The sequence below is a fragment of the Pseudoalteromonas sp. RWi3 genome, assembly GCF_054960735.1.
The window spans coordinates 249,323-274,849 of sequence record NZ_JBHNYL010000004.1; the positions used below are offsets into that span (position 1 = coordinate 249,323).

General features: G+C 39.6%; 28 protein-coding genes. 5 read left to right on the plus strand and 23 right to left on the minus strand.

Annotation, left to right across the window (positions count from 1 at the left end):
- Position 1: 1 nt before the first annotated feature.
- The 9 genes from ACFI4Z_RS08395 to ACFI4Z_RS08435 all read right to left on the minus strand — a co-directional run bounded on the left by ACFI4Z_RS08395 (position 2) and on the right by ACFI4Z_RS08435 (position 10,220).
- Positions 2-1,549 carry a PepSY-associated TM helix domain-containing protein gene (locus ACFI4Z_RS08395; RefSeq protein ID WP_462670185.1) on the minus strand — a complete coding sequence of 516 codons (1,548 nt, stop codon included), beginning with the start codon at positions 1,547-1,549 and terminating at the stop codon, positions 2-4.
- Between the two features lie 25 nt (positions 1,550-1,574).
- A complete protein-coding gene (locus tag ACFI4Z_RS08400) occupies positions 1,575-1,865 on the minus strand; it encodes a hypothetical protein (RefSeq protein ID WP_462670186.1) in 291 nt (96 codons plus the stop codon).
- A 48-nt stretch (positions 1,866-1,913) separates the two neighbouring features.
- A complete protein-coding gene (locus ACFI4Z_RS08405) occupies positions 1,914-4,049 on the minus strand; it encodes a TonB-dependent receptor (protein WP_462670187.1) in 2,136 nt (711 codons plus the stop codon).
- Positions 4,050-4,132: 83 nt separating this feature from the next.
- Positions 4,133-5,476 carry a histidine kinase sensor domain-containing protein gene (locus tag ACFI4Z_RS08410; protein ID WP_462670188.1) on the minus strand — a complete coding sequence of 448 codons (1,344 nt, stop codon included), beginning with the start codon at positions 5,474-5,476 and terminating at the stop codon, positions 4,133-4,135.
- On the minus strand, positions 5,473-6,159 hold the full coding sequence (locus ACFI4Z_RS08415; protein WP_462670189.1) for a response regulator transcription factor: 687 nt from the start codon (positions 6,157-6,159) through the stop codon (positions 5,473-5,475). The genes ACFI4Z_RS08410 and ACFI4Z_RS08415 overlap by 4 nt, the downstream gene beginning before the upstream one ends.
- Positions 6,160-6,700: 541 nt before the next feature.
- On the minus strand, positions 6,701-6,877 hold the full coding sequence (locus ACFI4Z_RS08420; RefSeq protein WP_394193506.1) for a hypothetical protein: 177 nt from the start codon (positions 6,875-6,877) through the stop codon (positions 6,701-6,703).
- Positions 6,878-7,040: 163 nt separating this feature from the next.
- Complete coding sequence (locus tag ACFI4Z_RS08425) at positions 7,041-8,171, minus strand: sodium ion-translocating decarboxylase subunit beta (protein WP_462670190.1); 1,131 nt, start codon at positions 8,169-8,171, stop codon at positions 7,041-7,043.
- 11 nt (positions 8,172-8,182) lie between these two features.
- Entirely contained in the window at positions 8,183-9,964 is a 1,782-nt protein-coding gene (gene oadA, locus ACFI4Z_RS08430) for a sodium-extruding oxaloacetate decarboxylase subunit alpha (RefSeq protein WP_462670191.1), read from the minus strand.
- A gap of 10 nt (positions 9,965-9,974) precedes the next feature.
- The gene (locus ACFI4Z_RS08435) at positions 9,975-10,220 is read right to left on the minus strand and encodes an OadG family protein (RefSeq protein ID WP_394193508.1); all 246 of its coding nucleotides are present in this window, start codon (positions 10,218-10,220) and stop codon (positions 9,975-9,977) included.
- A gap of 517 nt (positions 10,221-10,737) precedes the next feature.
- On the opposite strand from ACFI4Z_RS08435, the gene ACFI4Z_RS08440 reads away from it, so the two are divergent.
- Together ACFI4Z_RS08440 and ACFI4Z_RS08445 are read left to right on the plus strand one after the other, a co-directional pair.
- Complete coding sequence (locus ACFI4Z_RS08440) at positions 10,738-10,908, plus strand: DUF1328 domain-containing protein (RefSeq protein ID WP_462670192.1); 171 nt, start codon at positions 10,738-10,740, stop codon at positions 10,906-10,908.
- Between the two features lie 53 nt (positions 10,909-10,961).
- Positions 10,962-11,153: a hypothetical protein gene (locus tag ACFI4Z_RS08445; protein WP_394193510.1), complete on the plus strand. Its 192-nt coding sequence runs from the start codon at positions 10,962-10,964 to the stop codon at positions 11,151-11,153.
- Positions 11,154-11,205: 52 nt separating this feature from the next.
- Here the strand turns inward: ACFI4Z_RS08445 and pdxJ are convergent, their stop codons facing one another.
- The 10 genes from pdxJ to rpoE form a co-directional block, all read right to left on the minus strand.
- Positions 11,206-11,937: a pyridoxine 5'-phosphate synthase gene (pdxJ, locus tag ACFI4Z_RS08450; protein ID WP_462670193.1), complete on the minus strand. Its 732-nt coding sequence runs from the start codon at positions 11,935-11,937 to the stop codon at positions 11,206-11,208.
- 15 nt (positions 11,938-11,952) lie between these two features.
- Positions 11,953-12,639, minus strand: a complete 687-nt coding sequence (gene recO / locus ACFI4Z_RS08455) for a DNA repair protein RecO (protein WP_462670194.1) — start codon at positions 12,637-12,639, stop codon at positions 11,953-11,955.
- Between the two features lie 19 nt (positions 12,640-12,658).
- On the minus strand, positions 12,659-13,591 hold the full coding sequence (gene era / locus ACFI4Z_RS08460; RefSeq protein WP_462670195.1) for a GTPase Era: 933 nt from the start codon (positions 13,589-13,591) through the stop codon (positions 12,659-12,661).
- Entirely contained in the window at positions 13,581-14,258 is a 678-nt protein-coding gene (gene rnc, locus ACFI4Z_RS08465; RefSeq protein ID WP_099296602.1) for a ribonuclease III, read from the minus strand. Before rnc ends, era begins: the two co-directional genes overlap by 11 nt.
- Before the next feature lie 2 nt (positions 14,259-14,260).
- Entirely contained in the window at positions 14,261-15,196 is a 936-nt protein-coding gene (lepB, locus tag ACFI4Z_RS08470) for a signal peptidase I (protein WP_462670196.1), read from the minus strand.
- A gap of 25 nt (positions 15,197-15,221) precedes the next feature.
- Entirely contained in the window at positions 15,222-17,009 is a 1,788-nt protein-coding gene (lepA, locus tag ACFI4Z_RS08475; RefSeq protein ID WP_462670197.1) for a translation elongation factor 4, read from the minus strand.
- Positions 17,010-17,078: 69 nt separating this feature from the next.
- Complete coding sequence (locus ACFI4Z_RS08480) at positions 17,079-17,528, minus strand: SoxR reducing system RseC family protein (protein WP_462670198.1); 450 nt, start codon at positions 17,526-17,528, stop codon at positions 17,079-17,081.
- A 6-nt stretch (positions 17,529-17,534) separates the two neighbouring features.
- Entirely contained in the window at positions 17,535-18,491 is a 957-nt protein-coding gene (locus tag ACFI4Z_RS08485) for a MucB/RseB C-terminal domain-containing protein (RefSeq protein WP_462670199.1), read from the minus strand.
- A 4-nt stretch (positions 18,492-18,495) separates the two neighbouring features.
- Positions 18,496-19,101, minus strand: a complete 606-nt coding sequence (locus ACFI4Z_RS08490; protein ID WP_462670200.1) for a sigma-E factor negative regulatory protein — start codon at positions 19,099-19,101, stop codon at positions 18,496-18,498.
- Positions 19,102-19,103: 2 nt separating this feature from the next.
- The gene (rpoE, locus tag ACFI4Z_RS08495) at positions 19,104-19,685 is read right to left on the minus strand and encodes an RNA polymerase sigma factor RpoE (RefSeq protein ID WP_462670201.1); all 582 of its coding nucleotides are present in this window, start codon (positions 19,683-19,685) and stop codon (positions 19,104-19,106) included.
- A 265-nt stretch (positions 19,686-19,950) separates the two neighbouring features.
- Between rpoE and nadB the strand changes: the two genes are divergently transcribed.
- Complete coding sequence (gene nadB / locus ACFI4Z_RS08500) at positions 19,951-21,567, plus strand: L-aspartate oxidase (RefSeq protein WP_462670202.1); 1,617 nt, start codon at positions 19,951-19,953, stop codon at positions 21,565-21,567.
- 380 nt (positions 21,568-21,947) lie between these two features.
- Here nadB and ACFI4Z_RS08505 read toward each other — a convergent pair whose 3' ends face one another.
- A complete protein-coding gene (locus ACFI4Z_RS08505) occupies positions 21,948-22,199 on the minus strand; it encodes an FAD assembly factor SdhE (protein ID WP_462670203.1) in 252 nt (83 codons plus the stop codon).
- 186 nt (positions 22,200-22,385) lie between these two features.
- On the opposite strand from ACFI4Z_RS08505, the gene ygfZ reads away from it, so the two are divergent.
- Positions 22,386-23,297, plus strand: coding sequence for a tRNA-modifying protein YgfZ (gene ygfZ / locus ACFI4Z_RS08510; RefSeq protein WP_462670204.1), 912 nt, complete (start codon positions 22,386-22,388; stop codon positions 23,295-23,297).
- Between the two features lie 12 nt (positions 23,298-23,309).
- Positions 23,310-23,795, plus strand: a complete 486-nt coding sequence (locus ACFI4Z_RS08515; protein WP_099296592.1) for an FKBP-type peptidyl-prolyl cis-trans isomerase — start codon at positions 23,310-23,312, stop codon at positions 23,793-23,795.
- A 44-nt stretch (positions 23,796-23,839) separates the two neighbouring features.
- On the opposite strand, the gene ACFI4Z_RS08520 is transcribed toward ACFI4Z_RS08515, so the two are convergent.
- Genes ACFI4Z_RS08520 through ACFI4Z_RS08530 form a run of 3 tightly spaced genes read right to left on the minus strand, consistent with a single transcriptional unit; the run spans position 23,840 to position 25,503 of the window.
- Positions 23,840-24,289: a hypothetical protein gene (locus ACFI4Z_RS08520; protein ID WP_462670205.1), complete on the minus strand. Its 450-nt coding sequence runs from the start codon at positions 24,287-24,289 to the stop codon at positions 23,840-23,842.
- A gap of 17 nt (positions 24,290-24,306) precedes the next feature.
- Positions 24,307-25,122: a DUF481 domain-containing protein gene (locus ACFI4Z_RS08525; RefSeq protein WP_462670206.1), complete on the minus strand. Its 816-nt coding sequence runs from the start codon at positions 25,120-25,122 to the stop codon at positions 24,307-24,309.
- 60 nt (positions 25,123-25,182) lie between these two features.
- Positions 25,183-25,503 carry an HI1450 family dsDNA-mimic protein gene (locus tag ACFI4Z_RS08530; RefSeq protein WP_462670207.1) on the minus strand — a complete coding sequence of 107 codons (321 nt, stop codon included), beginning with the start codon at positions 25,501-25,503 and terminating at the stop codon, positions 25,183-25,185.
- Between the last annotated feature and the right edge of the window lie 24 nt (positions 25,504-25,527).

Consider the following 25,527-nt stretch of genomic DNA (forward strand, 5'->3'; position numbering starts at 1 on the left):
TTTAAATACCTTTTACTGTTTGCTTTACATGTGCGTTTGCAAAGCCAATAACACTTCGCCTTTGCAGCACAATCGCCGTAACAGCAAAAACCCCAGCAAAAACCAGCATACTTAAATCAAACCCCAGCATTAACCAATCATTATTCTGTAAGCTCGATAATATACTGTGCTTTGTTGTGAGCATATTAACAAGTGGTATCAAGGCATAGGCTACAGCTGCTAACCACAGCATATTTTGCCAGGCTTTTTCTGCTGCTCGCGTAATACAAAAACAGCTACACAATGCAAATACAATAAACAAGCTGTTCATTTCCCATTGGGCACGGCTAGCCATTTCAACAGGTAGTAAACGGTTAGCCCAAAAATAAGCCGCGATGCCTATGGGTAAGCCAACGACCACAGCTGCATTAAGCTTATCGATAACATTGATAAACCTAGATTGCTGCTTTTTACGTTTTTGCACCCAAATAATCATTCCCGTTGCTATCATTCCAGCCCCTAGCAAGCCAGATAGAAAGTACAACCACCTTAGATAAGTATCAGCAAACAATCCTTCGTGTAAATGCTCCAGCACATCATAAACCTCAGCTGCACTGTATTTTTTTCCTGTGGCTTGTTCTATTTGAACTTGCCCACCGACAGCGCGATAGGTGATGAGCGTCGCAAGCTCAATGCCCTCTTGTGCATCGAACCACACTTCAAACCCTGGCTGCGCTGTATTTCGGTCAATTAACCCCAAATAACTTACTGCTTGATCTTTAAAACGTGATTTTGCATCAATTAATGCGCTTTCAAGTGATAAGTTTTCAGCGGGTAACGCTATAACTTCCTTTGTAAGGTTTTCAGCTTGTGTTTCATTGTATAACTGGCGATGCATTTTTTTGCCTTCGCCATAGGTTGCATCCACCACAGGGGCAAATGAAATACCCATTAATAAAATAAGCCCGCTATAGGTGATCATCAAATGAAAAGGCAGTGGCAATACGCTAAAAATGTTATGTATATCGAGCCAACTTCGCAGCCCTTTATTAGCACGAAAAGTAAAAAACTCAATGAATATTTTTTTATGAATAATCACCCCAGTGACTAAGCCAATCAGCATCAGCATCGTGGCTAAACTAGTGACCAAATAGCCAACAACAATCGGTACATAATGTAGACTATAGTGCAGTCGATATAACGCTTCGCCACCACTGGTTTCTCTGGTTGTTATAAGCTCGCTGGTATCAGGCGCAAGGTTTTTTTCATACCACTGCCTACGTGCCCCAGTCTCTTTATTTGCTGGCTGTATCCACGAAATATCAATATACGGGTTACGTACTGATGGATAACTGATGTACCACTGAGCTGCATCTTCTGCATTGTCTGTGAGTTGTTGCTGAGCAATTTCAAGTATTGCTAAGTCATCAATGGGTTCATTAACTATGGCTATTTCTGGTTTCATCCAGCGGTCTATTTCATTTTCAAAATAGCCTGCAGTGCCTGTAATAAAAATAAAAAATAGTAGCCAAGCAAATACAAAACCCGACCACGTATGTAGCCAGCTCATAGATTGTCTAAATCGAGGTCTCATACTATTGCGGCCCCTGCAAATAGTAATTCAAAAAGTAAAGTAAAATACATGAAACCAATACAACGGCAAAAGCGCGTAACGTTGTTTTAGTAGCAAATACAAATAGCGCTGTGATGAGGTAAATGATAAAGCTAGACATTAATCCTGTGATAATACTGTTAGTCTTATCACTTAATAAATGATTGCCAATCAAGATAGCACCATGCATTGCCACAAAATAACCGCCAATTAAAGCAATAAGCACACGAGTAGTTACATGAAATACTGAGAGATGTTTTTTTGTGATATTCATCAATAAGCCCGTTAGGTGCTTTCTTAAAGCACCTAACTAATTCAGGAGTTAAAATGTATACGACACACTAAGGCGTATATCACGCCCTGGCTCTTTAATGCCTACAACACCTTCATAACCCTTAATATGCCCGTAGTCAGCAACACTACCGTGGCTTAAATAAGATTCGTCTAGTAAGTTTTGCACTGATAAATCAAACCTTAGATTGGTGAGTGGCTCATAGGTTACATAGGCATCAAATAAATCGTAGCCTGGCTTATTGATTGTTTCGAGCTCATTCAACCAACCAAGTTCAATCGAACGGTGGAATACTTCAATATCATTGAGGCTAGCAACATGGTTATAGTTTAGACCAAACTTAATTTTCTCATTCACGTGATAGTTAAAGTTAATATTGATAGAATCGCCAATTGCATTACCTAAACCGCCATATTCATAGGCTGCCATATCAATACCATCGATAATAACAGTGCTATAACCAGTGGCATCATTAGCGTCTGGCCACACAAATGAGGCATTATTTAGTTCAACATCGTTATGGCTATAACTTACGATAACATCAAAATTATCGCCTTGATAACCCGATACAAGTTCAATACCTTTGGTTTCTAAATCACCGATATTTTCGTTGAATACACCTTCACGGCCTTTGAACTTATCAAATACCACGTCGTTAATTACACTTAGGTACAATGATGCTTCAAACAACCAAGTGCCATCGTTATACACTAAGCCAAGCTCAGTATTATCGACTTCTTCAGGTGATAAGTTTTGATTATATGTCAACTCACCTACAGTGAAAGCATCTGCAACTTGCCTACCTCTAAGCGCTTGTGCATAACCAGCAGACAGCTTTAATGATTCGGTAAAACTATACTCAAAACCAATATTGCCACTAATGCCATCTTGTTTTTTAGTTGAAAACTTATCCGACGAAGTCACTGGCGCACCACTTGCGTCGGTTTCAATGACCCAGACACCATCAACTTTAACCCAGTTAACTTCAACACCACTGTGATCAAGTTCATAAGCATCATAACGCGCACCAAAGCTAAGTAATAAAGCATCGCTTAATTGCCAGTGATCTTGAATATATACACCCGTCACAGTGCCTTCTTCATCAAAAATACCACCAAAGTTTTCATAAGAAGCAGCATGAACTTTATCTACTTTTTGTTCTACACCGTAAGTCAGAGTATGATTGCCTAAATCACTGGTATTTCGGATATCAAAACCCGTTGTTTCGATTGCAGCATCCCAGGTATAAAGTTCGCGTTTAAATGAAGACTCTGTTTGGTAAATAGTCGTTTCAAGGTTTACGAAACTATTTAAGTACCAGGCATGATTTAATACAATGGTTTCGCGCTCTCCCCATGATTCAAACAATGGTGCTCCAGCAATTTGGGCCCAGTTAGTTTGTTTACCAAACTCACCTTCTTCTTGGCGATTTTCATAGCTTAGCGTAAGATTTTGGTTTTCAGTAAGCTCGGCGTTTACTTTTATGAATGCAAGGGTTTGATCGGCTGCTGTCCCTTCTAGATTTCTGCCATCACCGTCATCCATGTCATTGCGACTAACATTAACATAGGACGCTAACACCCCTATTTCATCAGTTAACTTGCCGTATAATGATAGGCTTTCTTTGTGGCCGTCATTACTAAAATAACTCGCTTTGGCAATACCACCAAACTGCTCGTTATCGCGGAGTAAATTATCAGCACTTTTTGTTTTAAAACGTATAGCACCGCCAACAGCACCTGTACCAGATGTTGCTTCACCCGCACCGGCTTGTACTTCTATACTTTGTAATAGTTCAGGTTCAATTGCAACACGGCCAATATGATGAAACAGCGTGCTGGTTTGCGGCGCACCATCAACTGTTACGTTCACCATTGAGTCTTCCATACCACGTACAAATATCTTTTGTGCTATGCCTAATGATCCACCTACAGTAACCGATGGTGTATGACGAAAAATATCATCTAAATCGTTTGCCTGGTAGTTTTCAAGCTCAAGTGGTGTGATTTCTGAATTTGTTGTAGCACCAACGACTGTGATTTTTTCTATCTTCTGTTCTTGTTTAGTCTCTTCTTGAATAGCCGCATTGGCGTTAAAACAAAGCGCAATTACAGCGCTGGGAATACTGGTTTTTACAAACGGTTTATTTATTAATACAGATGGCATGAATTAAATCTCAAATAAATGTTAAATACTTAATTAAGAATTATTACCATCTAAGGTCACTAATGATATGACTTTTACAATTGTTACATTTGAGAAATAGGAATCATTATCACCACTACCAACCCTCCACCTAACTCATTATGTGCGTAGATCTTTGCCCTAACACTGGCTAAATGGCGTTTAGCCAAGGCCAAACCTAAACCAAAGCTATCTCCTTCACTTATTCGTGCGTCGTCGACTCTAAAAAAAGGCTCAAATACTTTCTTTAAAAATTGCTCAGGGATACCAGGACCTTGATCGCATATCTGTAATTTGTAAAAACTAGACTCCAACGACATGCTAATAGTAACTTGCTCATTGACCGGTGTATAACGCAGCGCATTTCTAATCACGTTTTCGATGGGTGGACATAATGCACGATGGCAGCTATTTTCAATCACTGCGGTTGCTGGGGCATGAACAACCAGCTTTCGATCAGGAAATTCATAACGAGCATCCTCAATTAACACATCAAGCAGGTCTACCAGATCAACGGGCTCTTGTTTAATTATCGGCTTTTCATTTTCAAGCCATGCAAGGGTTAAACTATCTTCAACGAGTTTGCGAATATGTTTTGACTCGCGAGTGATTCGCTCAAGGTGCTGTTTACTTTCGTGCTCATCAAAGTTTTCAACTGCTATATCTAAACGCGTAAGTGGTGTTCTTAATTCGTGGGATAAGTCTGAAATTAATTGTCTTTGATTGTTAATGAGCTCACCAATACGACTAGCCATTTGATCAAAGGTAAATGCAAGTTGGGCAAGTTCATCTTTACGTCCTCCTAAATACTTCGCCACTCTAACTGAAAAGTTACCACGGCTAAATTCTGCAGTCGCTTTTTCTAATTGCTGTAGAGGCGTAATAATATGGCGATATAAAATAATCGATAACACGACTAAAACCAGCATTGGCATTATTATTTGCAACATAAACTTAGTTGTTGTCCAGTAGTTACCTGGGCGCATACGCTCAGGTAATTTTATTAATAAGCTGCCATTAGTATGAGTGAAAGGAATTTCCATTATGGGGTTTTGCTCAAAGTAGAGATGAATTTTCCATTCAATGCTGCGCCCAAAGTGATAACCACCAACAATATTTTGATCAAATGATTCACCAGCTATGTGGTTTACCTTAAAACCAGCTATGGATACCCAAGTGTTTTCTTGAGTTTTTAACTGTGCCAACCAAGCATTTAATTGGTCTATTTTTCCAGTCGTATAGAGCTTTTCGGCGTGTGCTCCCCACGCTTGTAACTGCATGCGATCTTGCTCTGCAATAAAACTCATGCTCTCTTCTGTTTTTAAGGTAAATATATGTAATAAATAAAAAAATGAAACTAAACCTGTAGCCAAAATTAGGCATAATTTCCAAAGTAACTTTCGCTTCATTTAAAACAGTATCCTTTACCATGCACCGTTTGTAAGCGCTCCCCAAGCCAGTTAGCGTCTGTTAGTTTTCTTCTTACTCGACTAAGATGCATATCAATACTACGATCATAAGCGCCTAACTTTTTATTAAGCACTGCTTGGTATAAATCTGATTTACTGACTATTTGATTTTGTTGCGAAACCAGCTCCCAAAGTAATTTAAACTGAATTGGTGTGAACTCAAGCTCTTCACCATTTACATAAATAACCTGTTTGATAACGTTGAGCATGAGGCCATCAATATTTATTTCTACATGACTGCTTGGTTTTACGCTTGCTTGGCTTCGTCTTAATAGGCTCTCAATTCTGAGTAACAGCTCTTGGGTATTAAATGGCTTGGCAACATAATCATCTGCGCCATGGCTCAAGCCTAAAATACGCTCTTCTTCTGCACCTTTGGCTGAAACCATAATAACAGGCTGCTGGCTGGTCTCTCGCAGTGTTTTTAAAAGTGATACACCGTCTAACTTAGGGAGCATTTTATCAAGTAAAATAAGGTGGTGTTGGCGACGCTGAGCTATTTCTAACCCTGTTAAACCATCAAAGCACTGTTCAACACAGTAACCTGATTTAACCAATAAATCGGTGAGATAATGATTTAACGTATTATCGTCTTCAATTAATAAAACTTTTATTTTTGACACTAGAAATCCAAACCAATATAAATGGTAATTATTATCATTTACATAATAATCACTGAGCTATGTAATGTAAATAAGTAGCTAGGTATTTAAAAAACGCACAACTTAGGTCATATTGCAAAACGAGTATAGTAAAGCGATTTATCTCCTGAGCACTTCCCTAAGCGACATGATCTATTTTCGCTAATATTTATTAAAGAAACTATTATGGAGTGACAATATAAGGCTAAGGCATTGTCTGAAACTCTAATCCTGCACCTTAATTGCACAGGATAAACCTGAAGAAACGATGGTATTTATATAATTTCACATGGAAATCTGAGCCACTGGTTTTAAATAAATATTTAAAATTATTTTCCCACGACTCAGAGTAAACTGAATAAATAAAACACGTGATAATACTGTGCTTTAATAAAGACTGAAAGGATATTATTCGTTGGGTTTCGTGATGCTCAAACACAACCTACGTAGCCAATTTTAACGCTGAGCAGCTTAAGACTTACAGCTTACCGCTCCTAGCTGCTCTAAAACTGACGGCTACGCTCTACCGCACCAACATATAAATCAACTGTACAACCAATGAAATCATCACTAATGGCCAAATATACTTTGCATATTTAGTTGCGCCATCTAAACCCATTTTTGATTGATACTTTTCAAGTAATGGCACAAGAATGACAAGAGCGACAACTAAGGATATTAAAATCACAAAAATATTCATACCACTGCCTTTTAAATTCAGGTTCTAAATTTAGGTAATTAGTAAAACTAACGTTGATTATACCCAAAAAGCGCCCAAAAAAAAGCGCAGTTTAAACTGCGCCAGTCGGTTGGAAGTAAAAGTTATGCAGTTCTCAACATGAATGAGCACTGCAAATTGTTCTTTAACCCACAAGTGCTAACAAAATACCTGCAGCTACGGCACTACCTAGTACACCTGCTACATTTGGCCCCATTGCATGCATCAATAAGAAGTTATGCGGGTTGTTTTCAAGGCCTACTTTGTTCACTACTCGCGCAGCCATTGGTACGGCAGAAACGCCCGCTGCACCCACTAATGGGTTTATCGGTGATTTAGATAACTTATTCAAACCTTTTGCCATAAACACACCTGACGCTGTACCGATAGAAAACGCCAATGCGCCTAACGCTAAAATACCCAGTGTTTCGACAGTTAAAAACTTGTCTGCGGCTAATTTAGACCCTACAGCTAAACCTAAGAAAATCGTTGTGATATTGATAATCTCATTTTGTGCACTATTACTTAAGCGATCAACCACACCCGATTCACGCATTAAGTTACCTAAACAAAACATGCCTACAAGTGGTGTTGCAGCAGGTAAGAACAACATAGTCAAACCCAAGACCATTAGAGGGAAAATGATTTTTTCCTTCTTAGACACTGAACGTAATTGTGGCATTTGAATTTTGCGCTCTTCTGGCGTTGTAAGTGCACGCATAATTGGCGGCTGAATAATCGGCACAAGTGCCATATAAGAATACGCAGCTACAGCAATGGCACCGAGCAAGTCTGGCGCTAATTTTGATGCTAAGAAAATAGCTGTTGGACCATCAGCACCACCGATAATTGCAATCGCAGATGCATCTTGTAATGAAAACTCAAAACCAGGTACATAGTTAAGTAAGATAGCACCGAATAACGTAGCAAAAATACCAAACTGAGCAGCAGCACCAAGTAACATCATACGAGGGTTTGCTATCAGGGCGCTAAAATCAGTTAATGCCCCAACCCCCATAAAGATCAATAACGGAAACACACCAGTATCAATACCAATATGATAAACGTAATACAACAAGCCACCGGGGTCTGATAAGCCCGCAACGGGGATATTAGTTAATATGGCACCAAAACCAATGGGCACCAATAATAATGGTTCAAAGTTTCGCGAAATCGCGAGGTATAATAATAAACACCCTACTGCGATCATGATTAATGCAGGAAACGTGAAATTAGCGATACCCGTTGCTTGCCAAAGATTTAGTAATGCTTCCATCCTCTACACTCCTAAGCCATTGAAATCATAGCGTCACCAGTTGTAACAGAGTCACCCTCAGCAACGAGTACTTCTGCAATCGTTCCACTGTGTGTGGCACGGATCTCAGTTTCCATTTTCATCGCTTCCATGATCATCACAACGTCACCCGCATTCACTGCTTGACCCGCTTTAACCTTGATTTTAAAAATGTTACCCGCAAGTGGAGCATTCAATGTTTCTCCAGATGCAACTGATGCAGACTGAGGAATTAACTCACTGTCTTTAAGTGTTACTTCTTTTAACTCACCGCCTTGGGCAACAACAACATCATATACTTTGCCATCAACTTTAACGCTGTATTGCTCTGCTTTAACGGTATTGTTATTAGGCTTGTTGCTAGAAGGCTTGTCTTGCTTAGCTGATTCAGCACTTGGTACTGCTTCAAATGCATCTGGGTTGTTACGGTTTTTCAGGAACTTTAAGCCAATTTGAGGGAACAATGCGTATGTTAAAACATCGTCAATTTGTTCATCTGCTAGCTCTAATCCTTGCTCCTGCGTTTCTTTTAACAACTCTGTGTGTAGCGTTTCAAGCTCAGGCTGAAGTACATCTGCTGGACGACATGTAATAGCTTCGCCACCATCAAGTACGCGTTCTTGAAGTTCCTTATTCATAGGCGCTGGCGTTGAACCATACTCACCTTTTAGCACACCCGCCGTTTCTTTTGTGATGGTTTTGTAACGTTCGCCAGTTAGTACATTCAATACAGCTTGAGTACCAACAATTTGTGAGGTAGGTGTTACTAATGGTAAAAAGCCTAAGTCTTCGCGTACACGTGGTATTTCAAGAAGTACTTGGTCTAGCTTATCAGCTGCACCCTGCTCTTTTAATTGGTTTTCCATGTTAGTCAACATACCGCCAGGCACTTGGGCTAATAGAATACGACCATCAACCCCTTTTAAACTGCCTTCAAATGCCGCATACTTTTTACGAACATCACGAAAATAGGCTGCAATCTCTTCTAGCTGGTTTAGATCCAAGTCAGTATCGCGATCAGTTCCTTCAACAATTGAAACAATGGTCTCTGTTGCGCTGTGGCCGTAAGTCATACTCATAGACGAAATTGCTGTATCGAGCATATCAATACCGGCATCTATTGCTTTTTGATAAGTCGCGGTGCTCAAACCAGTAGTTGCATGACATTGCATTGCGATAGGAATAGAAACAGTTTCTTTTAATCCTTTGATCAATTGCTCACAGTCATAAGGCTTAAGTAAACCTGCCATATCCTTAATACAAATTGAGTGACAACCTAAATCTTCTAACTGCTTAGCTAAGGTTAACCACATATCAAGTGTATGAACTGGGCTGACTGTATATGAAATAGTGCCTTGCGCGTGTGCACCCACTTTTATTGCAGCTTTGATAGCTGTTTCAAGGTTACGCACATCATTCATCGCATCAAAAATACGAAAAACGTCAACACCATTTTTATGGGCTCGTTCAACAAACTTTTCGACCACATCATCAGCGTAATGACGATACCCTAAAAGGTTCTGACCACGCAGTAGCATTTGTTGCTTCGTATTTGGCATTGCTTTTTTAAGTGCACGGATGCGCTCCCACGGATCTTCGCCTAGGTAACGAATACAGGAATCAAATGTTGCCCCACCCCAAGATTCTATAGACCAATAGCCTGCGTTATCTAATTTTTCAGCTATAGGCAACATGTCATCTAAGCGCATGCGTGTTGCTAACAAAGATTGATGTGCATCTCTGAGTACCAACTCAGTAAGTTTTAATTTAGCCATAGGACACCCCTTATTGTTTTTGATTATTTTTGTATTGAGCAATCGCGGCACTGATTGCAGCGATGTGGCCACTAGGCACACCTTGAGATTTGAGCGATGGAGTGCGTGTAGCTTCAGCCACAGGCTCTTCAAATCGACTCATTAATTTAGACATGAGTGTAATTGCTGAAATTAGCAATGATAAAAAAATGAAAACACCCACCATACCAGTAACCATTAAATTTGCTGCTGTTGCAAGTGATTGACCAATATCCATGCAGACCCCCTAAATACAAAATTTGCAACCCACACCACAAGTGGGTAATAAACCAGTTTATATAAATAATTATTCAGCAATCATAGCAAAGATAGGAACCCTATCCAAGCTTTGTAAATTGGTAAAACCAATTAATATTAAAATAACATACCCACACTTAACTTAACACTCTCAATATTGGTATTATTTGCTGTGATATAGATTACAAAAATAGTCAATATAGCTAAAAGTTATGAGCTAACTTAATTAGCATGACTATTTTTAATTTTTAACTTATAAAACCAACTAGTTCAGAATTAAAATATAAAGAAAGTTAAATTGGTCTTACCAAAAAATAGCTTAATAAAGGAATATATAACAGCAAGCATAAGTTACACGTAATAAAGTAAATATTACTTACACATTTTTTTCACCCGCTTACCAATTAAAGTCAACCCACTGAAAATAAACAACTAAATTTATGGCACATAACTAGCATTAACTAATTCGTACAAATTAACAAACCAAGGAGACGACAATGTTACGCTGGACAATTACATTTTTAGTTATTGCACTTATTGCTGCAGTGTTAGGTTTTGGTGGCATCGCAGGTGCCGCAGCAGGAATTGCCAAAATTATATTTTTTATATTTTTAGTATTATTAGTTATTTCACTAGTTTCAGGTGCGCTACAAGGCAAAACACCTTAGTCGAAACATATACATACTGATTTATTTATTATTTATTTACAAGGAATTACATTATGAAATCTACAACAGTAAAGACTGCCGTTATCGCCCTTTTCGCAAGTGCTTTTATTATGGGCTGTGAAGACAATCATGCCGAAGAAGCCGGTGAGCGCATTGATGAAGCAGTAACAGATGTCGGTAACAAAATAGAAGATGCATGTGAAGAAGTTAAAGAAGGCGTAAAAGCCGAAGAAACTAACTGTTAATTCAAGCATAATATAAAAAACGACTCATCCGAGTCGTTTTTTATTGATTAAATTAGGCTCTAGCCTCTAACATCAAGCGCTTCATATCGCGAACCGCTTTATCAATGCCATCAATGGCTGCACGGGCAATGATTGCATGTCCAATATTTAGTTCATAAATATCTTTCATTGCAGCAATGGGTTTAACGTTATGGTAATGCAAACCATGTCCTGCGTTTACCGTCATACCTAAACTAGCGGCATATTCGACACCTTGGCGAATGTGCTCAAGTTCTTTATTCATATCAATGTCATTTTCAGCATCTGCATATGCGCCGGTATGAATTTCAACAAATGGGGCATTACATGCTTTTGCGGCATCCAGCTGTGATTTATCAGCATCTATAAATAGCGATACTTTGATCCCCGCAGCAGTCAGCTTTGCTGTAGCTGATTTAATTTTTTCAAAGTTTGCTACAACATCTAAACCACCTTCAGTAGTCAGTTCTTCACGTTTCTCTGGCACTAGGCAAACATACTCAGGCTTAACATCTAATGCGATATCCAGCATTTCATCAGTTACTGCAATCTCTAGATTCATGCGTGTTTGAATAGTTTTGGCCATCACATAAACATCACGGTCTTGAATATGGCGGCGGTCTTCACGCAAGTGGATAGTTATACCATCAGCGCCAGCATGTTCAGCTACACTTGCTGCATGAGCGGGATCTGGGTAGTTTGTGCCGCGTGCTTGGCGTAAAGTTGCGATATGATCAACGTTGATACCTAACAGAATGTCTTTCATTTTTTACCTATATAATTATTTAATAAAAAGCTCACGGCTTTTTAGTGGTTTTTTACCAAGCAATGGCTTCATTAAATGACGGCTTAATTGTTTCGCCATATATAGCACATCAGGTGCACTAAAGTCATGATCTGCAATTGCATTTAACTGAGCTCCCGTAAACCCATCCCCTTTTAAGTCTTGGGCAACAAAACCGTATTCGGCATAGTAACTATACGTGTGCGCCGCATCAATTGGATCGCCCGCCGCATCGAAAGTAAAATCAACACCATAGCCGAGCAACTCTAGTAACTGAAATTCATAAGAGCGCAACACCGCTTGTAAGTTTGGATGTTGGTTTAGCTGCGCAAGGTGAGTTTTATATAACTGATAAGCGTAATCAATGGGTTCATTAATTGGCACAATGCGGTTAGTGAGTTCATTTAAATAAAAGCCACAGTAAAGCTGATCACCTACAAGTGGCGATTGTGCACCATGTAATTCAAAGCGTTGAATATATTTTAAATCATGTTTACCAGTGTAATTTACTAGTAAAGTTTGGAAGGGTTGTAACTGTGCTTTATGCTTTGTTGCTTGTCGGCCACTAATACGGGCTAACATTCGCAATTGGCCAACGCCTTCTACGAGCATATCAAGCATTACTTGTGAGTCGCTGTAAGGACGTCGGTGTAATAAGTATGCTGTGTAGAAGTCGCTATCCATAGGTTAATTTAGGCTGAAGTTAATCTTCACCATAGCCTAAACTACGCAGGGCTCTTTCATCGTCAGCCCAACCTGATTTTACTTTTACCCAAAGCTCTAAGAACACTTTATTATCAAGCATTTCTTCAAGATCTTTACGTGCTTCACGGCCAATAACTTTTAGCTTTTCGCCTTTGTTACCTATAACCATGCGCTTTTGTGTTTCGCGCTCAACCAAAATCAGACCATTGATATGCCAAACACCATTTTCCTGCCACTTAAACTGCTCAATCTCAACTGTTACAGAGTATGGAAGTTCTTCACCCATGAATCGCATAAGCTTTTCACGAATAACTTCAGCTGCCATAAAGCGCATTGAGCGGTCAGTTACATAGTCATCTGGGAAGTAAAATTCACACGGCGGAAGGCGTTTCGTTACTTCATCTTTGATCAAGTTAATATTTTTACCTTGTGTCGCTGACACAGGCATAATACCTATAAAGTCAAACTTATCGCCTAAAAACTTCATATGCGGTAATACAAGATCACGATCTTTGACTTGGTCAATCTTATTAATAACCAATAAAACTGGCTTGCCACTTTGGCTTACCTTATTGAGTACCATTTCATCATCAGCATTCCAATGAGTGCCTTCAACCACAAAAATGATTAATTCAACATCACCGATTGAGCTTGATGCTGCGCGGTTCATTAAACGGTTAATGGCACGCTTTTCCTCAACGTGTAACCCTGGTGTATCTACATAAACAGCTTGATGCTTACCTTCTGTATGAATACCCATAATACGGTGGCGTGTTGTTTGAGGTTTACGCGAGGTAATACTTACCTTTTGCTCAATAATTTCATTAAGTAATGTTGATTTACCGACGTTGGGTCGGCCAACAATGGCTATCATGCCACAATAAGTGTCTAGCTCACCTTCATGAGGTTGAATAAGTGTATCAAGATTCATTTTTAAGTATCTTCAATGCTTTTTCAGCGGCTTTTTGCTCGGCCTTACGACGAGAGCTACCTACTGAGATTATGCTATCCATACCTTCAACAATACATTCAACCGTGAATGTTTGATTGTGAGCTTGGCCTTTGGTATCAACGACCGTGTAACCTGGCAAAGACAATTTACGAGCTTGTAAGTATTCTTGCAGTAATGTTTTAGGATCTTTTTGATTTAACCCAGGTGATATTGCATCGAGTCTTGGCTCATACCACTGCAAAATTAAATCACCACATACATCAATGCCTGAATCTAAAAATACTGCACCAATAATCGCTTCAACAGCATCAGCAAGTGTAGATTCGCGTCTGAAACCACCACTTTTAAGTTCACCTGGGCCTAAACGTAAATAGTCACCTAAACCAAATTCAAGACCAAACTCAGCGAGAGTTTGACCACGCACCAAAGTAGAGCGCATACGGCTTAAATCACCTTCACGGGCTTTTGGAAACTTACCATAAAGTGCATTGGCAATGACAAAGCTTAGGATAGAGTCTCCTAAAAACTCTAAGCGTTCATTGTGCTGCCCTTTGTGACTACGATGGGTCATCGCCTGTTCAAGTAGTCCTTGATCAGTAAATGTATACCCTATTTTGTTATATAACTCTGTTACGTTTTTTTTCATTGTTACTGAATGTTACCTAGGCGTTCAAAACGAACTCCAGTTGGAACCCAGCCTGGTAAAATGTCATCTGGGCCATTATCAAATTCAAAACTCATCCATATAAAGACAGCTTTACCCACCAAGTTTTCTTTTGGTACAAAGCCCCATACACGACTATCTTGGCTATTGTCGCGATTATCACCCATCATAAAATAATGATCTGCCGGTACTACCCATTCATCTGAACGTGTACCCGGTTGTTGATAGTAACGCCCTTTCATTTCAAGCGCTTCTGGGTTTATTAAAATATCGTGCTCTAATGTGGTTAAATTTTCATTTATACGCACTAAATCCATAGAGCCTTGCTTAAACTCATCGCGGTTGATGATTTCCATATCGATTTTATTAAACTCATTACACATTAAATCACCTTTTTGTGCTTGTCCTTGCTCACAATTAGGCTGAATGTATAAACGTTTATTTCGATATACAATTTTATCACCCGGCAAACCGATGGCGCGTTTAATGTAATCAACCCGTTCATCGAGCGGGTATTTAAATACCACGATATCACCACGTTCAGGCTCACTAACATCAACTAGTTGAGTACGCCAAACCGGATCTTTTACCCCGTATGAATACTTTTGCACGAGAATAAAATCGCCAACAAGCAATGTTGGCATCATTGAACCCGATGGAATTTGAAACGGTTCAAACAAAAACGATCTAAATATCGTGATTGCTGCAATCATCGGGAAGATTGATTTTGCCGTTTCAATTATTGCCGGTTCCGGAGCGATTAATGCAACAGTTTCTTCATCTAATTCTCCGCCAGCAGAGTTACTCGCTAAGGCGATACGCTCATGTCTTTTTGGTGCAAAAATAAAGTGGTCAATTAACCAAATTAAGCCTGAACCTAAAGTTAAAAGCACTAAAAATATTGAAAAGTAACCAGCCATTCATTAATCCCTTTATCTACGAAACTTATTTACCAACTTTAAGAATAGCTAAGAAAGCATCTTGCGGTACTTCAACATTACCTAGCTGCTTCATTCGCTTTTTACCGTCTTTTTGTTTCTGAAGAAGTTTCTTCTTACGGCTCACATCACCACCGTAACATTTCGCGATTACATTTTTACGTAATTGCTTAACCGTTGTTCGGGCAATAACATGCTGACCAATTGCAGCCTGAATTGCAATATCAAACATCTGACGAGGAATAAGCTCTTTCAAAGCATCAGCTAATTGGCGGCCGCGTGATTGCGCACTTTCTCTGTGAACAATAATAGCAAGTGCATCAACTCTGTCACCGTTGATTAAAATATCAACGCGAACCATGTCTGAAACTTGGAAATGTTTAAAGTTATAATCAAGAGATGCGAAACCACGACTGGTAGATTTTAACTTATCGAAAAAGTCCATCACTACTTCAGCCATTGGTAGTTCATACGTTACTGCAACTTGTTTACCGTGATAGCTCATTTTAGTTTGCATGCCACGCTTATCGACACACAACGTAATAACACTACCTAAATATTCTTGTGGTACAAGTATATTAGCTTCAACAACCGGCTCACGAATCTCTAAAATATCATTCACTGGCGGTAAGTCTGATGGATTATCTATTTGCGTAGTGCCTTCTTTAGTCACTACTTCATAAATTACCGTTGGTGCAGTGGTGATCAAATCAATGTCGTATTCACGCTCTAAACGCTCTTGGATAATCTCCATGTGAAGCATGCCTAAGAAACCACAGCGGAAACCGAAACCAAGCGCCGTTGAATTTTCCGGCTCGAAGAATAATGAAGCATCATTGAGGCTTAATTTATTAAGTGCATCACGGAACGACTCATAGTCATCAGACGCAATTGGGAACATACCTGCATAAACTTGCGGTTTAATTTTTTGAAAACCAGGTAAACGCTCAGGCGCCGCATTTTTTTGATGAGTAATAGTGTCACCAACCGGTGCACCATGAATCTCTTTAATACCTGCAATTACAAAGCCAACTTCACCCGTTCTTAAAACGCCAGTGTTTGTCTGTTTTGGTGTGAATATACCCACGTGATCAGCAATATGTACTTGCTCATTCGACATAATTTTAATTTTATCGCCGCTACGTAATTCACCATGTTTAATACGAACAAGTGATACAACACCTTGGTATGGGTCAAACCAAGAATCGATAATCAGCGCTTGTAAAGGTTCATCTTTATCGCCAACCGGTGGAGGAACATCCTTCACGATCATTTCTAATACTTCGGCAATACCTACACCGGTTTTAGCACTACATTGCACTGCATCTAAAGCGTCAATACCAATGATATCTTCGATTTCTTCTGCGACACGTAACGGATCAGCTTGCGGCAAATCGATTTTGTTAAGAACTGGAATTACTTCTAAATCCATTTCAATTGCGGTGTAACAGTTCGCTAATGTTTGCGCCTCTACACCTTGACCGGCATCAACAACTAGCAAAGCACCTTCACATGCAGCTAAAGAACGTGATACTTCATAGGTAAAGTCAACGTGTCCTGGGGTGTCGATAAAGTTTAATTGATATGTTTCGCCATCATTGGCTGTATAATTTAGCGTTACACTTTGCGCTTTAATGGTAATACCACGCTCACGCTCGATGTCCATCGAATCCAATACTTGCTTTTGCATTTCACGGTCGGTTAAACCGCCACAAACTTGGATTAAACGATCAGAAAGGGTCGATTTACCGTGGTCAATATGGGCGATGATCGAAAAGTTACGGATATGCTTCATAAACTGGATTCTAAACTTCTATTTTAATGGAATAAGTGTATAAAGGCGCAATTTTACATTTAATTGGCCTCAATCACCATCTATTTGAGTTAAAGGAAGGCTAATTGGGTGAATTTTTATTACTTTTATATCGTGCGTAAGACTTTTAACACGACTTTTAGCTATTCCAAAGCCTGTAAAACCACCTACAACAGCGGCTAAAATCTGTATCCACTCGGCAGCATCAAATATTTCACTAGCACCAAGTGCAAATGTAAGGCTCAAAAATAAAGGTAGCATGTAAACAGCAAAAGCATGTTTAACCATATGGCTATCGTCTAATGCTAAGGTAACTTTTTGACCGACCTCAACGGGCGTTTCAAACTGATATGGGAATGTTTTTTTAGCTGTGCCGAAAAGCTTACCAAACACTTGTGAGCCACAGCGACCATTGCATCCTTCACATGCTTTTTTTTGTTGAGCTTCTAAATTAGCAATGGTGCCTTTAATAGACACCACTGTAAGGGTTTGTTCAATCATGTTGAATTATAGAGGCCTTGCCACAGATTCTGCGATAGTTTTAGCGGTTGCCGCTGGGATATTACCCACCACCGACACATCAAAACTGCCAGCGTTGTGAACATAAATAGTTGTTGCACCTGATGATAAAGCACCACTTGGTCTACGCCCGGGTAATGGACGCTGAACAAATACAGATACTTCTACAAAGCCATCAGAATAGAGATAGTAATCAGTTAACTCATTATTCAAGTCTAACTTATGCCTATCTGATTTCAATAAACTAAAGCCATCTGGCAACCAGCCTATTTGCCAATTGTTACTCGCTAAATTGTCAGTTTTTTGTGCTATTGCATCACTAGGTAGCGGTGTAGGGAAATCTTTATTGAGCATTTCAAGTAACAAAGGTGCAGGCTCTTCTGTCACACTGATATGTGTTAACTGTAGTTGCTCGAGCATGTCACCATTGTGATTTACATAGGCTGATTTTAAAATCAGCGATGACTCTGCATCAATCCAAAGCCAATAGTTAAATTTATACTCATCTTTTGACTCAATACGCACAAGTTGTGCAGGCCGACCTGCAATACGCCCTTTCCCACCTAAGACAAAGTCATATTCTTGATTTAAACGCTCTACGTTTTTAAAAAGAACCTCAGGTATTGGGCCTGCGATTGAATCTGTGGCAATAGAATAAGGAGCTGATTGAGGTTCAAAATAGGTGACTTGGTTATCAATTCTAATTATTTCAAGGCCAGCGCCATTAAGTAAACTTAAGTGCTCTAATTCGGTTTCACCTTGTTTTGCATGGAGCCAACGATAGGGCTCCATGGATTTGCCCTTAACAACAACAAACGATGCATCAAAGTTGCGGTTATGAACGGCTTCAGCCATATTGAGCAAAAGCTCTTTTGCTGATTTTTCATCACTAGAATAGGCAGGGGCCATTAATGCTAGTGATAAAATAAAGGTAATGAATTTCATTTACTTATTTTTTTTCCTCTTCGGCTTGCGCCTTAGTCTGAGCTTTTTCAAGAGAATATGCAACGCGTGCTTGACGTTGATGTTCTAATACAAGCGCTCCGATACGCTGTTGCTGTAACTCACGAAACCCTTTTTCTGCATTTTCAAGCGCAGGCTCTGACGAGTAACTTACTGGCGATGCAACACCTGTAAGTGGTGTGCTCTGTAGCATAGGAATTTCATTCATAGGTGAGTTATCACCTTGTGGTAATGTTTGCACCCCAACAATAGCAAACATGGCCACACTGGCTGCAATTGCTAATTGTGCAAGCGGCTTACGCCAGTTGAAGGCAACAACATTATCACTAGCCACAGCTGTACTCTCAGTGTCTTGTTTTTGACTGAAATCAGCGTATACAGGTTCGCTTTCAAGTGCTTTGGCAACGCTATCGCTAATATCTAAAACAAAGTCATTTTCAGACTCAGCACGCATTACATCGCCAATCAAAGCATAACGGCCTAATGTTGCAGACTCTTTAGCAGCAATTTCCTGATCGGTTAAAAACTCTTCGCCGTCAAGTAACGCGGATAAGTTTTGATCATCCAACTTGTTAACGTGTGCTTTTGTCATATTTAAGACTCGCCTATTAATGGGTTTATTATGTTATCAATTGCTTCTCGGGCACGAAATATGCGCGAACGCACTGTACCAACTGGGCAATCCATAACCACGGCTATTTCTTCATAGCTCATCCCTTCGATTTCTCGTAAGGTGATCGCGGTTTTAAGATCTTCAGGCAAACTATCAATTGTGTTAAAAATTACAGCGCGGACTTCGTCACTGAGTAACAAATTTTCTGGAGATGCATTTGAACGCAGTGCATCAGCACCTTCATAAAATTCTGCATCCTCAGCATCAACATCATTTGCTGGCGGTTTGCGGCCTTGAGCCACTAAATAATTTTTAGCACAATTAACTGCGATACGGTATAACCAAGTATAAAAAGCACTGTCTCCACGAAAGTTCGGAAGTGCACGATATGCCTTAATAAACGCTTCTTGTGCAACATCAGCAATATCACCATGATTAGATACATAACGTGATATCAATCCGGCTATTTTATTCTGATACTTCTTTACTAATAAGTTGAAGGCATTCTTATCGCCTTGCTGAACTCTTTTTACCAGCGCTAAATCCAAATCCTGCTCGCTCATTCGAGCCGGTACTCCTATATCTAATTATTACTTGTTATTCATATCTTAGTCATTGTTCACAAATACTCTGACTGAGGGGTGAATAAAAAGTTCATTTAATATTATTTTTTTATAAAATAGCTCATAAATATGTAGATGAGGGCTTAAAATGACTAATTGTGTCGCCCCAAAATATGATACATATACGCATATACAATAATATTGATTGCTCGTACCAATTTCATAAATTAGTATCTCGGGCATTGTAACCGCAAAGAACACGGACATGAACCAAAATAAACACCACACCACAGATGTTGCTATTATTGGAAGCGGCGCGGCTGGACTTTCATTAGCTTTATCGCTAGCTAATCACTGCAACGTTATCGTTATAAGTAAGGGTGAATTAAAGGAAGGTTCAACCCTTTATGCCCAGGGGGGTATTGCCGCTGTTTTTGATAAAAAAAATGACAGCATAGAATCACACGTTCAAGATACACTAGATGCAGGTGGCGGCTTATGTGACCGCGAAGTGGTGCATTACACAGCAAGTAATGCACAAGGTTGCCTACAATGGTTAATCGAACAAGGTGTTCCATTTGATATGGAGTTTGATAGTCAAGGCAAAGAACGTTTTCACTTAACCCGTGAAGGTGGACATAGCCATCGACGTATTTTACATGCCGCAGATGCTACAGGCCGTGCTGTACAAACAACTCTCATTAGCCAAGTCCAAGCCCACCCCAATATAACAATTTTAGAACAGTACAATGCAATAGATTTAATTGGTGATAAAAAGTTAGGCCGACAAGGGCAACATATCCACGGCATTTACATGTGGAACCGCCAAGCAAAACGTGTAGAAACCGTTGCAGCAAAATTTGTTGCATTAGCTACTGGTGGCGCAAGTAAAGTGTACTTGTATACATCAAACCCTGATGTATCAAGTGGCGATGGTATTGCGATGGCTTGGCGCGCTGGATGCCGTGTAGCGAATATGGAGTTTAACCAATTCCACCCAACCAGCCTGTATCATCCAGAACTACAAAATTTCTTAATCACTGAAGCGATGCGTGGAGAAGGCGCTTATTTAAAGCGCCCCGATGGTACACGCTTTATGAAAGACTTTGATGAAAGAGAAGAACTCGCACCACGTGACATCGTTGCTCGCGCAATAGACTTTGAGATGAAACGCTTAGGTGCTAACTGTCTTTACCTAGACATTAGCCATAAAGAAAAAGACTTTATCATTGAGCACTTCCCCACTATTTATGCAAAATGCTTAAGTGTTGGTTTAGACATTACTAAAGAGCCAATCCCAGTTGTACCTGCAGCACATTACACATGCGGTGGCGTGATGACTGACTTTAATGGCAAAACAGATCTCGATAACTTATATGCTATTGGTGAAGTCGCTTATACTGGTTTGCACGGTGCAAATCGCATGGCAAGTAATTCACTGCTTGAATGTATTGTTTTTGCCCATTCAGCAGCAAAAGATATACTAGCAAAAATTAATCAAAGCCCTGAACAACAAGCATTGCCAGTATGGGATGAAAGTAGAGTCTCTAATTCGGATGAAGAGGTCGTAATTACACATAATTGGCATGAGTTACGACTTTTTATGTGGGATTATGTTGGTATTGTTCGCTCAACCAAACGTTTAGAACGAGCGCTTCACCGTGTTGAATTATTACAACAAGAAATTCTTGAGTATTATGCAAACTTCAGAGTTTCTAATAACTTACTGGAATTACGTAACTTAGTGCAAGTAGCAGAACTTATTATTCGCAGTGCAATGCAGCGAAAAGAAAGCCGAGGCCTTCACTACACCATTGATTACCCAGATAAAGGTAACAACCCCAAACCAACTATTTTGACACCGCCCCATCAGCTGAACTAATCAATACAGCTCGCTTGAGGCGGGTAAAACTTTGCTCATCGCATCCATTAGCATTAATAATTAGCCAATGGGTGCGGCTTAGCCCAATAATGTTCAACCACACACTATGCTGATACGCTCGACTTTTGCCGCCTATTTTACCCGTGATTTCTTTTTCAGGGTTCACAAAGTGGCAGTGTGGAGAATCAATGATCAACGTCCCTCTTATAGGATGTTGATGCGTGTACCATCGCCAACAAAATAACCCAACTAGCAAACTCAAACATAAAGTCAAAACTTGAGCGAACAGTGTCGTTAAAAAGGCACAGAAACAAAACGCAAATAAACCAAAACAGACCACAAAAACTTTATGATCTGCTTTATTATTTGTAACGCAAAATCTATACACGAACTCGATTTAAAATAAGCTGCACCATCTCGCTTAGTTCAGCGTCTTTGCAAGGTTGATGGCCCATAAACCAAGCGAATAAGTCGGGATCATCTGCTTCCAATAAACGTTGAAACACTGCTTGTTGCTTTGCTGATAACGAATCAAACGCTTCTTCAACAAATGGCATAAACAATACATCAAGCTCTAACATCCCGCGACGGCAAGCCCAGCGAATACGTGCTTTACTATGAATTTCAGTCATTTTTTACCTCGTACTTAGTTGTTACTGAGTTTAACAAAATGCCTATGAATAAACAGCTTTAAATAATACTTCATATCTTTGAGTAAAATAATTTCCAATGTACTAACTTATCATTTGATTTCATCTATACCCATAGAAGCATCTACGTTATTATAAGTACCTAAATTTCTCGCAAAGCAGGTTTTTATGTCGACTGTATATGCATGCCCATTATCACATAAGCTGATCAGTATAAGTGGTATAGATAAACTCGCCTATCTTCATGGCCAAATCACCCAAGATATAAATACACTTAAGCAAGATAACTTTCTGTGGGCCGGACACTGTAATGCAAAAGGCAAACTGTGGAGTGTCGCTAAATTATTTGCATTTAAAGATAGTTATTTTCTGGTTGCCTCTGAACCAGAAATTGAACAGTCTTTAGGTGAACTCAAAAAATATGCTGTATTTTCAAAGGTAGATATTGAGTTATCTTCACAGCAATTGGTCGGTTTAATAGCCGAGGATTTAAGCTCTGTAGAGGAACAATTAGGCCTGGCGTTTTCTGAGAAAATCACTGCGTGTGACTTTGCTGGAGGAAAAGCCCTCAAGCTAGCAAATAACCGCTTGTTACTCATACTCAATGATGACTATAAATTACCTGAGAAGGTTACCCGTTTAGAGGATGATGCATTATGGCTACAGCATTCAATTTTAGCTGGCGAGCCGCAGCTAAACAGTGAAGCTATCGGTGAATATGTACCACAAATGGTTAATTTACAAGCTATTGGCGGTATCAGTTTTCGTAAAGGCTGCTACACAGGTCAAGAAACTGTCGCTCGCATGAAGTATTTAGGCAAAAATAAACGCGCTATGTTTATCGTATCAGGTAAAAGCGATGGCACATTTGAAGAATTAGATGTAGAAACCCAAGTCGGCGAAAACTGGCGCCGAGCTGGAAAAATCATAGCGCAAGCATACAATAAAGAATCACATACTTTTTATGGCCTTGTTGTGTTGCCAAACGACAGTGAGCCTAGTCAATCACTGCGTGTAAAACATGCACCGCAAGTAGGGCTGAACATCCAAGCACTGCCTTACTCTCTTGAAGACGAATAAATAGGAATGACTATGATCATTGCAGAAAATAAAGTGGTTAAAATGCATTACTCTGTAACGGATAATGACAACAACTCTATCGATAATTCTTTTGATGGCGAGCCACTCGTGTTTATCATTGGAACTGGTTATTTAATTCCAGGCCTAGAAGATGCGCTGCAAGGCAAGCAGGCTGGTGATACATTAAGCGTAACTGTGGAACCTGAAAATGGCTATGGTGAGCGCCATGATGAATTAATGCAAGCTGTGCCTAAGTCTATGTTTGAAGGCATGGAAATCGAAGTTGGCATGCAGTTTAGAGCAACAACTGATGACGGTGATCAATCAGTTATGATCATCGATATCCAAGAAGATGAAGTGATTGTTGATGGCAACAATCCGCTTGCTGGTGTTACGTTGAAATTTGATGTAGAAGTTCTTGAAGTACGTGATGCTAGTGCTGATGAGCTTGCTCACGGCCATGTTCATGGCGAAGGCGGCTGTGGCCACGAGCACTAAATAGTTACAAAAAAAGCGCCTCGACGGCGCTTTTTTTAGCTGCTTTAAGCAGTCTTAGTGGATTCTAACGGACTAATCTTACCATCTAATGCAGCAAGAAGCCCCGCTTGATCATTAGTACCTAACCGATACTGACTGCCATCTTTCATTGTTAATTGCACCGCACTAAACCCTGACACAGTATAAATCCAACCGTCATGGGTTATTCGTAAGCCTATACCATGGCGAAATGAGTTTTCCACAGCTTTCGCTTCCACAATATCCTGCAACAATAAAGTATCTCCAAATAGACCAGGACCAAAACCCCAGCTAATAGATGTGTGATCTACTTTAATGGTCAAGCCATGAAATACATAACCTACCAGAATTAATATGCCAGCAAACACCATTAAAGGCATATCTGCGCCAATTAAATACCAAGCAAGTCCAACAAAACTACCAATCCAAGCAAGGATTGCAAAAATAAATAATGCATACTGCTTATTTTTATACATAAAAATCTCAATAGGGGTTAAAAACTATAAACCAAAGTCGCGCTAAGCTCTGAATCGTATTTGAGTTTATCGTCTTCAGGTTTTGAGTTATAGCGATATAAGTAAGTAAACTTTAAAGACATGTCACCCATAAGTTGACTGATCAATGATGTTTCTGATTTTAAACGTGAATTGAGTCCAGATAAAGACTGTTCAATACTTACATCCTGGTTAAAGCGTGTTCGCTTAGATACAGTGCGCTCCCACTGTAGGGCTAGACGTAAAAGGTAACCTGTTTTCGTCGCATCTTCCCCCTCTTCAATCTCCGTACTGCTATCTGCAACTGAGCGATATAAGCCCGGCCCAACATCAAAATCGACTTGGTTTTTTTCACCCTCATATAAACGATTACCGTAACCTGTTGCTAATGTACTTTTAAATGCAAGGCCACTAAACTCATCGTTTTCATAATCGCCATAGATAAAGAATGATGCATCTTTGACACCTACTTTGTAGTTTCCCTGAGCGGATATAAAGATACGATTAGCGGAAACTTCATTCTCACCTGTTGCCTCATTTTCGTCACGTTTATAAAGCGTGTCTATTTTAAATTGATTGCGCCAATTTTCGAGGTCTTGATATAAATTGCCTTTAAGTTTAAAGCTGGTCGAATTTGTATTACCACTGCTGACGATAAAACCAAATTCAGTATCACCATAAAGTAATTCACCTTGGTGAATTTTATGTATTTCCTCTTCTGATAGTTGTCCATACTCGTGGAAGTCTTCAAATGGATCGACTGCCCAGCTTTTTAAACTGACGAATACGCAGAGTAACAGAATAAAACGATTCACTATTTACCTACTAACATGGTAAGGAAATTAACTATTTGGTGTACTAAATTGATCATCTGATTATTCGCTATCCTTCCATAAAATATGGCAAAAAGGAGCATCTTTATCGCGACTAATTAAAATTTTGGCAAATAAAATATCTTGGTTCTCAAACTCCAGACCTACTAATACCTGTAAAAAGTGCTCCGGTTCAATCTCAAGCGCAACAAAATCTTGCCATTGAGCATCTGGCTCACCTTCTTCAATAAAGCCAAGCTCTTCACGATGCATATTAAAATCTTCAATATCTTGTTCACTTAAGTTATCAGGCGCTAACTCTAAAAAGATATCATATGCTTGATGTGTTACTTCTTCTTCGCTGTATAAACGTGGACCAGTCATTACAGTGGACCCTTCAACATTATC

Coding starts and splice junctions, on each gene's coding strand:
- ACFI4Z_RS08445 (WP_394193510.1), top strand. CDS start 10,962: ATGAAATCTACAACAGTAAAGACTGCCGTTATCGCCCTTTTCGCAAGT.
- ACFI4Z_RS08405 (WP_462670187.1), bottom strand. CDS start 4,049: ATGCCATCTGTATTAATAAATAAACCGTTTGTAAAAACCAGTATTCCC.
- ACFI4Z_RS08440 (WP_462670192.1), top strand. CDS start 10,738: ATGTTACGCTGGACAATTACATTTTTAGTTATTGCACTTATTGCTGCA.
- ACFI4Z_RS08515 (WP_099296592.1), top strand. CDS start 23,310: ATGATCATTGCAGAAAATAAAGTGGTTAAAATGCATTACTCTGTAACG.
- ACFI4Z_RS08520 (WP_462670205.1), bottom strand. CDS start 24,289: ATGTATAAAAATAAGCAGTATGCATTATTTATTTTTGCAATCCTTGCT.
- ACFI4Z_RS08410 (WP_462670188.1), bottom strand. CDS start 5,476: ATGAAGCGAAAGTTACTTTGGAAATTATGCCTAATTTTGGCTACAGGT.
- lepB (WP_462670196.1), bottom strand. CDS start 15,196: ATGGCTGGTTACTTTTCAATATTTTTAGTGCTTTTAACTTTAGGTTCA.
- ACFI4Z_RS08395 (WP_462670185.1), bottom strand. CDS start 1,549: ATGAGCTGGCTACATACGTGGTCGGGTTTTGTATTTGCTTGGCTACTA.
- ACFI4Z_RS08435 (WP_394193508.1), bottom strand. CDS start 10,220: ATGGATATTGGTCAATCACTTGCAACAGCAGCAAATTTAATGGTTACT.
- era (WP_462670195.1), bottom strand. CDS start 13,591: ATGAATCTTGATACACTTATTCAACCTCATGAAGGTGAGCTAGACACT.
- nadB (WP_462670202.1), top strand. CDS start 19,951: ATGAACCAAAATAAACACCACACCACAGATGTTGCTATTATTGGAAGC.
- ACFI4Z_RS08490 (WP_462670200.1), bottom strand. CDS start 19,101: ATGACAAAAGCACACGTTAACAAGTTGGATGATCAAAACTTATCCGCG.
- oadA (WP_462670191.1), bottom strand. CDS start 9,964: ATGGCTAAATTAAAACTTACTGAGTTGGTACTCAGAGATGCACATCAA.
- ACFI4Z_RS08505 (WP_462670203.1), bottom strand. CDS start 22,199: ATGACTGAAATTCATAGTAAAGCACGTATTCGCTGGGCTTGCCGTCGC.
- ACFI4Z_RS08425 (WP_462670190.1), bottom strand. CDS start 8,171: ATGGAAGCATTACTAAATCTTTGGCAAGCAACGGGTATCGCTAATTTC.
- lepA (WP_462670197.1), bottom strand. CDS start 17,009: ATGAAGCATATCCGTAACTTTTCGATCATCGCCCATATTGACCACGGT.
- ACFI4Z_RS08400 (WP_462670186.1), bottom strand. CDS start 1,865: ATGAATATCACAAAAAAACATCTCTCAGTATTTCATGTAACTACTCGT.
- ygfZ (WP_462670204.1), top strand. CDS start 22,386: ATGTCGACTGTATATGCATGCCCATTATCACATAAGCTGATCAGTATA.
- rpoE (WP_462670201.1), bottom strand. CDS start 19,685: ATGAGCGAGCAGGATTTGGATTTAGCGCTGGTAAAAAGAGTTCAGCAA.
- ACFI4Z_RS08530 (WP_462670207.1), bottom strand. CDS start 25,503: ATGACTGGTCCACGTTTATACAGCGAAGAAGAAGTAACACATCAAGCA.
- recO (WP_462670194.1), bottom strand. CDS start 12,639: ATGGATAGCGACTTCTACACAGCATACTTATTACACCGACGTCCTTAC.
- rnc (WP_099296602.1), bottom strand. CDS start 14,258: ATGAAAAAAAACGTAACAGAGTTATATAACAAAATAGGGTATACATTT.
- ACFI4Z_RS08480 (WP_462670198.1), bottom strand. CDS start 17,528: ATGATTGAACAAACCCTTACAGTGGTGTCTATTAAAGGCACCATTGCT.
- ACFI4Z_RS08420 (WP_394193506.1), bottom strand. CDS start 6,877: ATGAATATTTTTGTGATTTTAATATCCTTAGTTGTCGCTCTTGTCATT.
- ACFI4Z_RS08485 (WP_462670199.1), bottom strand. CDS start 18,491: ATGAAATTCATTACCTTTATTTTATCACTAGCATTAATGGCCCCTGCC.
- pdxJ (WP_462670193.1), bottom strand. CDS start 11,937: ATGAAAGACATTCTGTTAGGTATCAACGTTGATCATATCGCAACTTTA.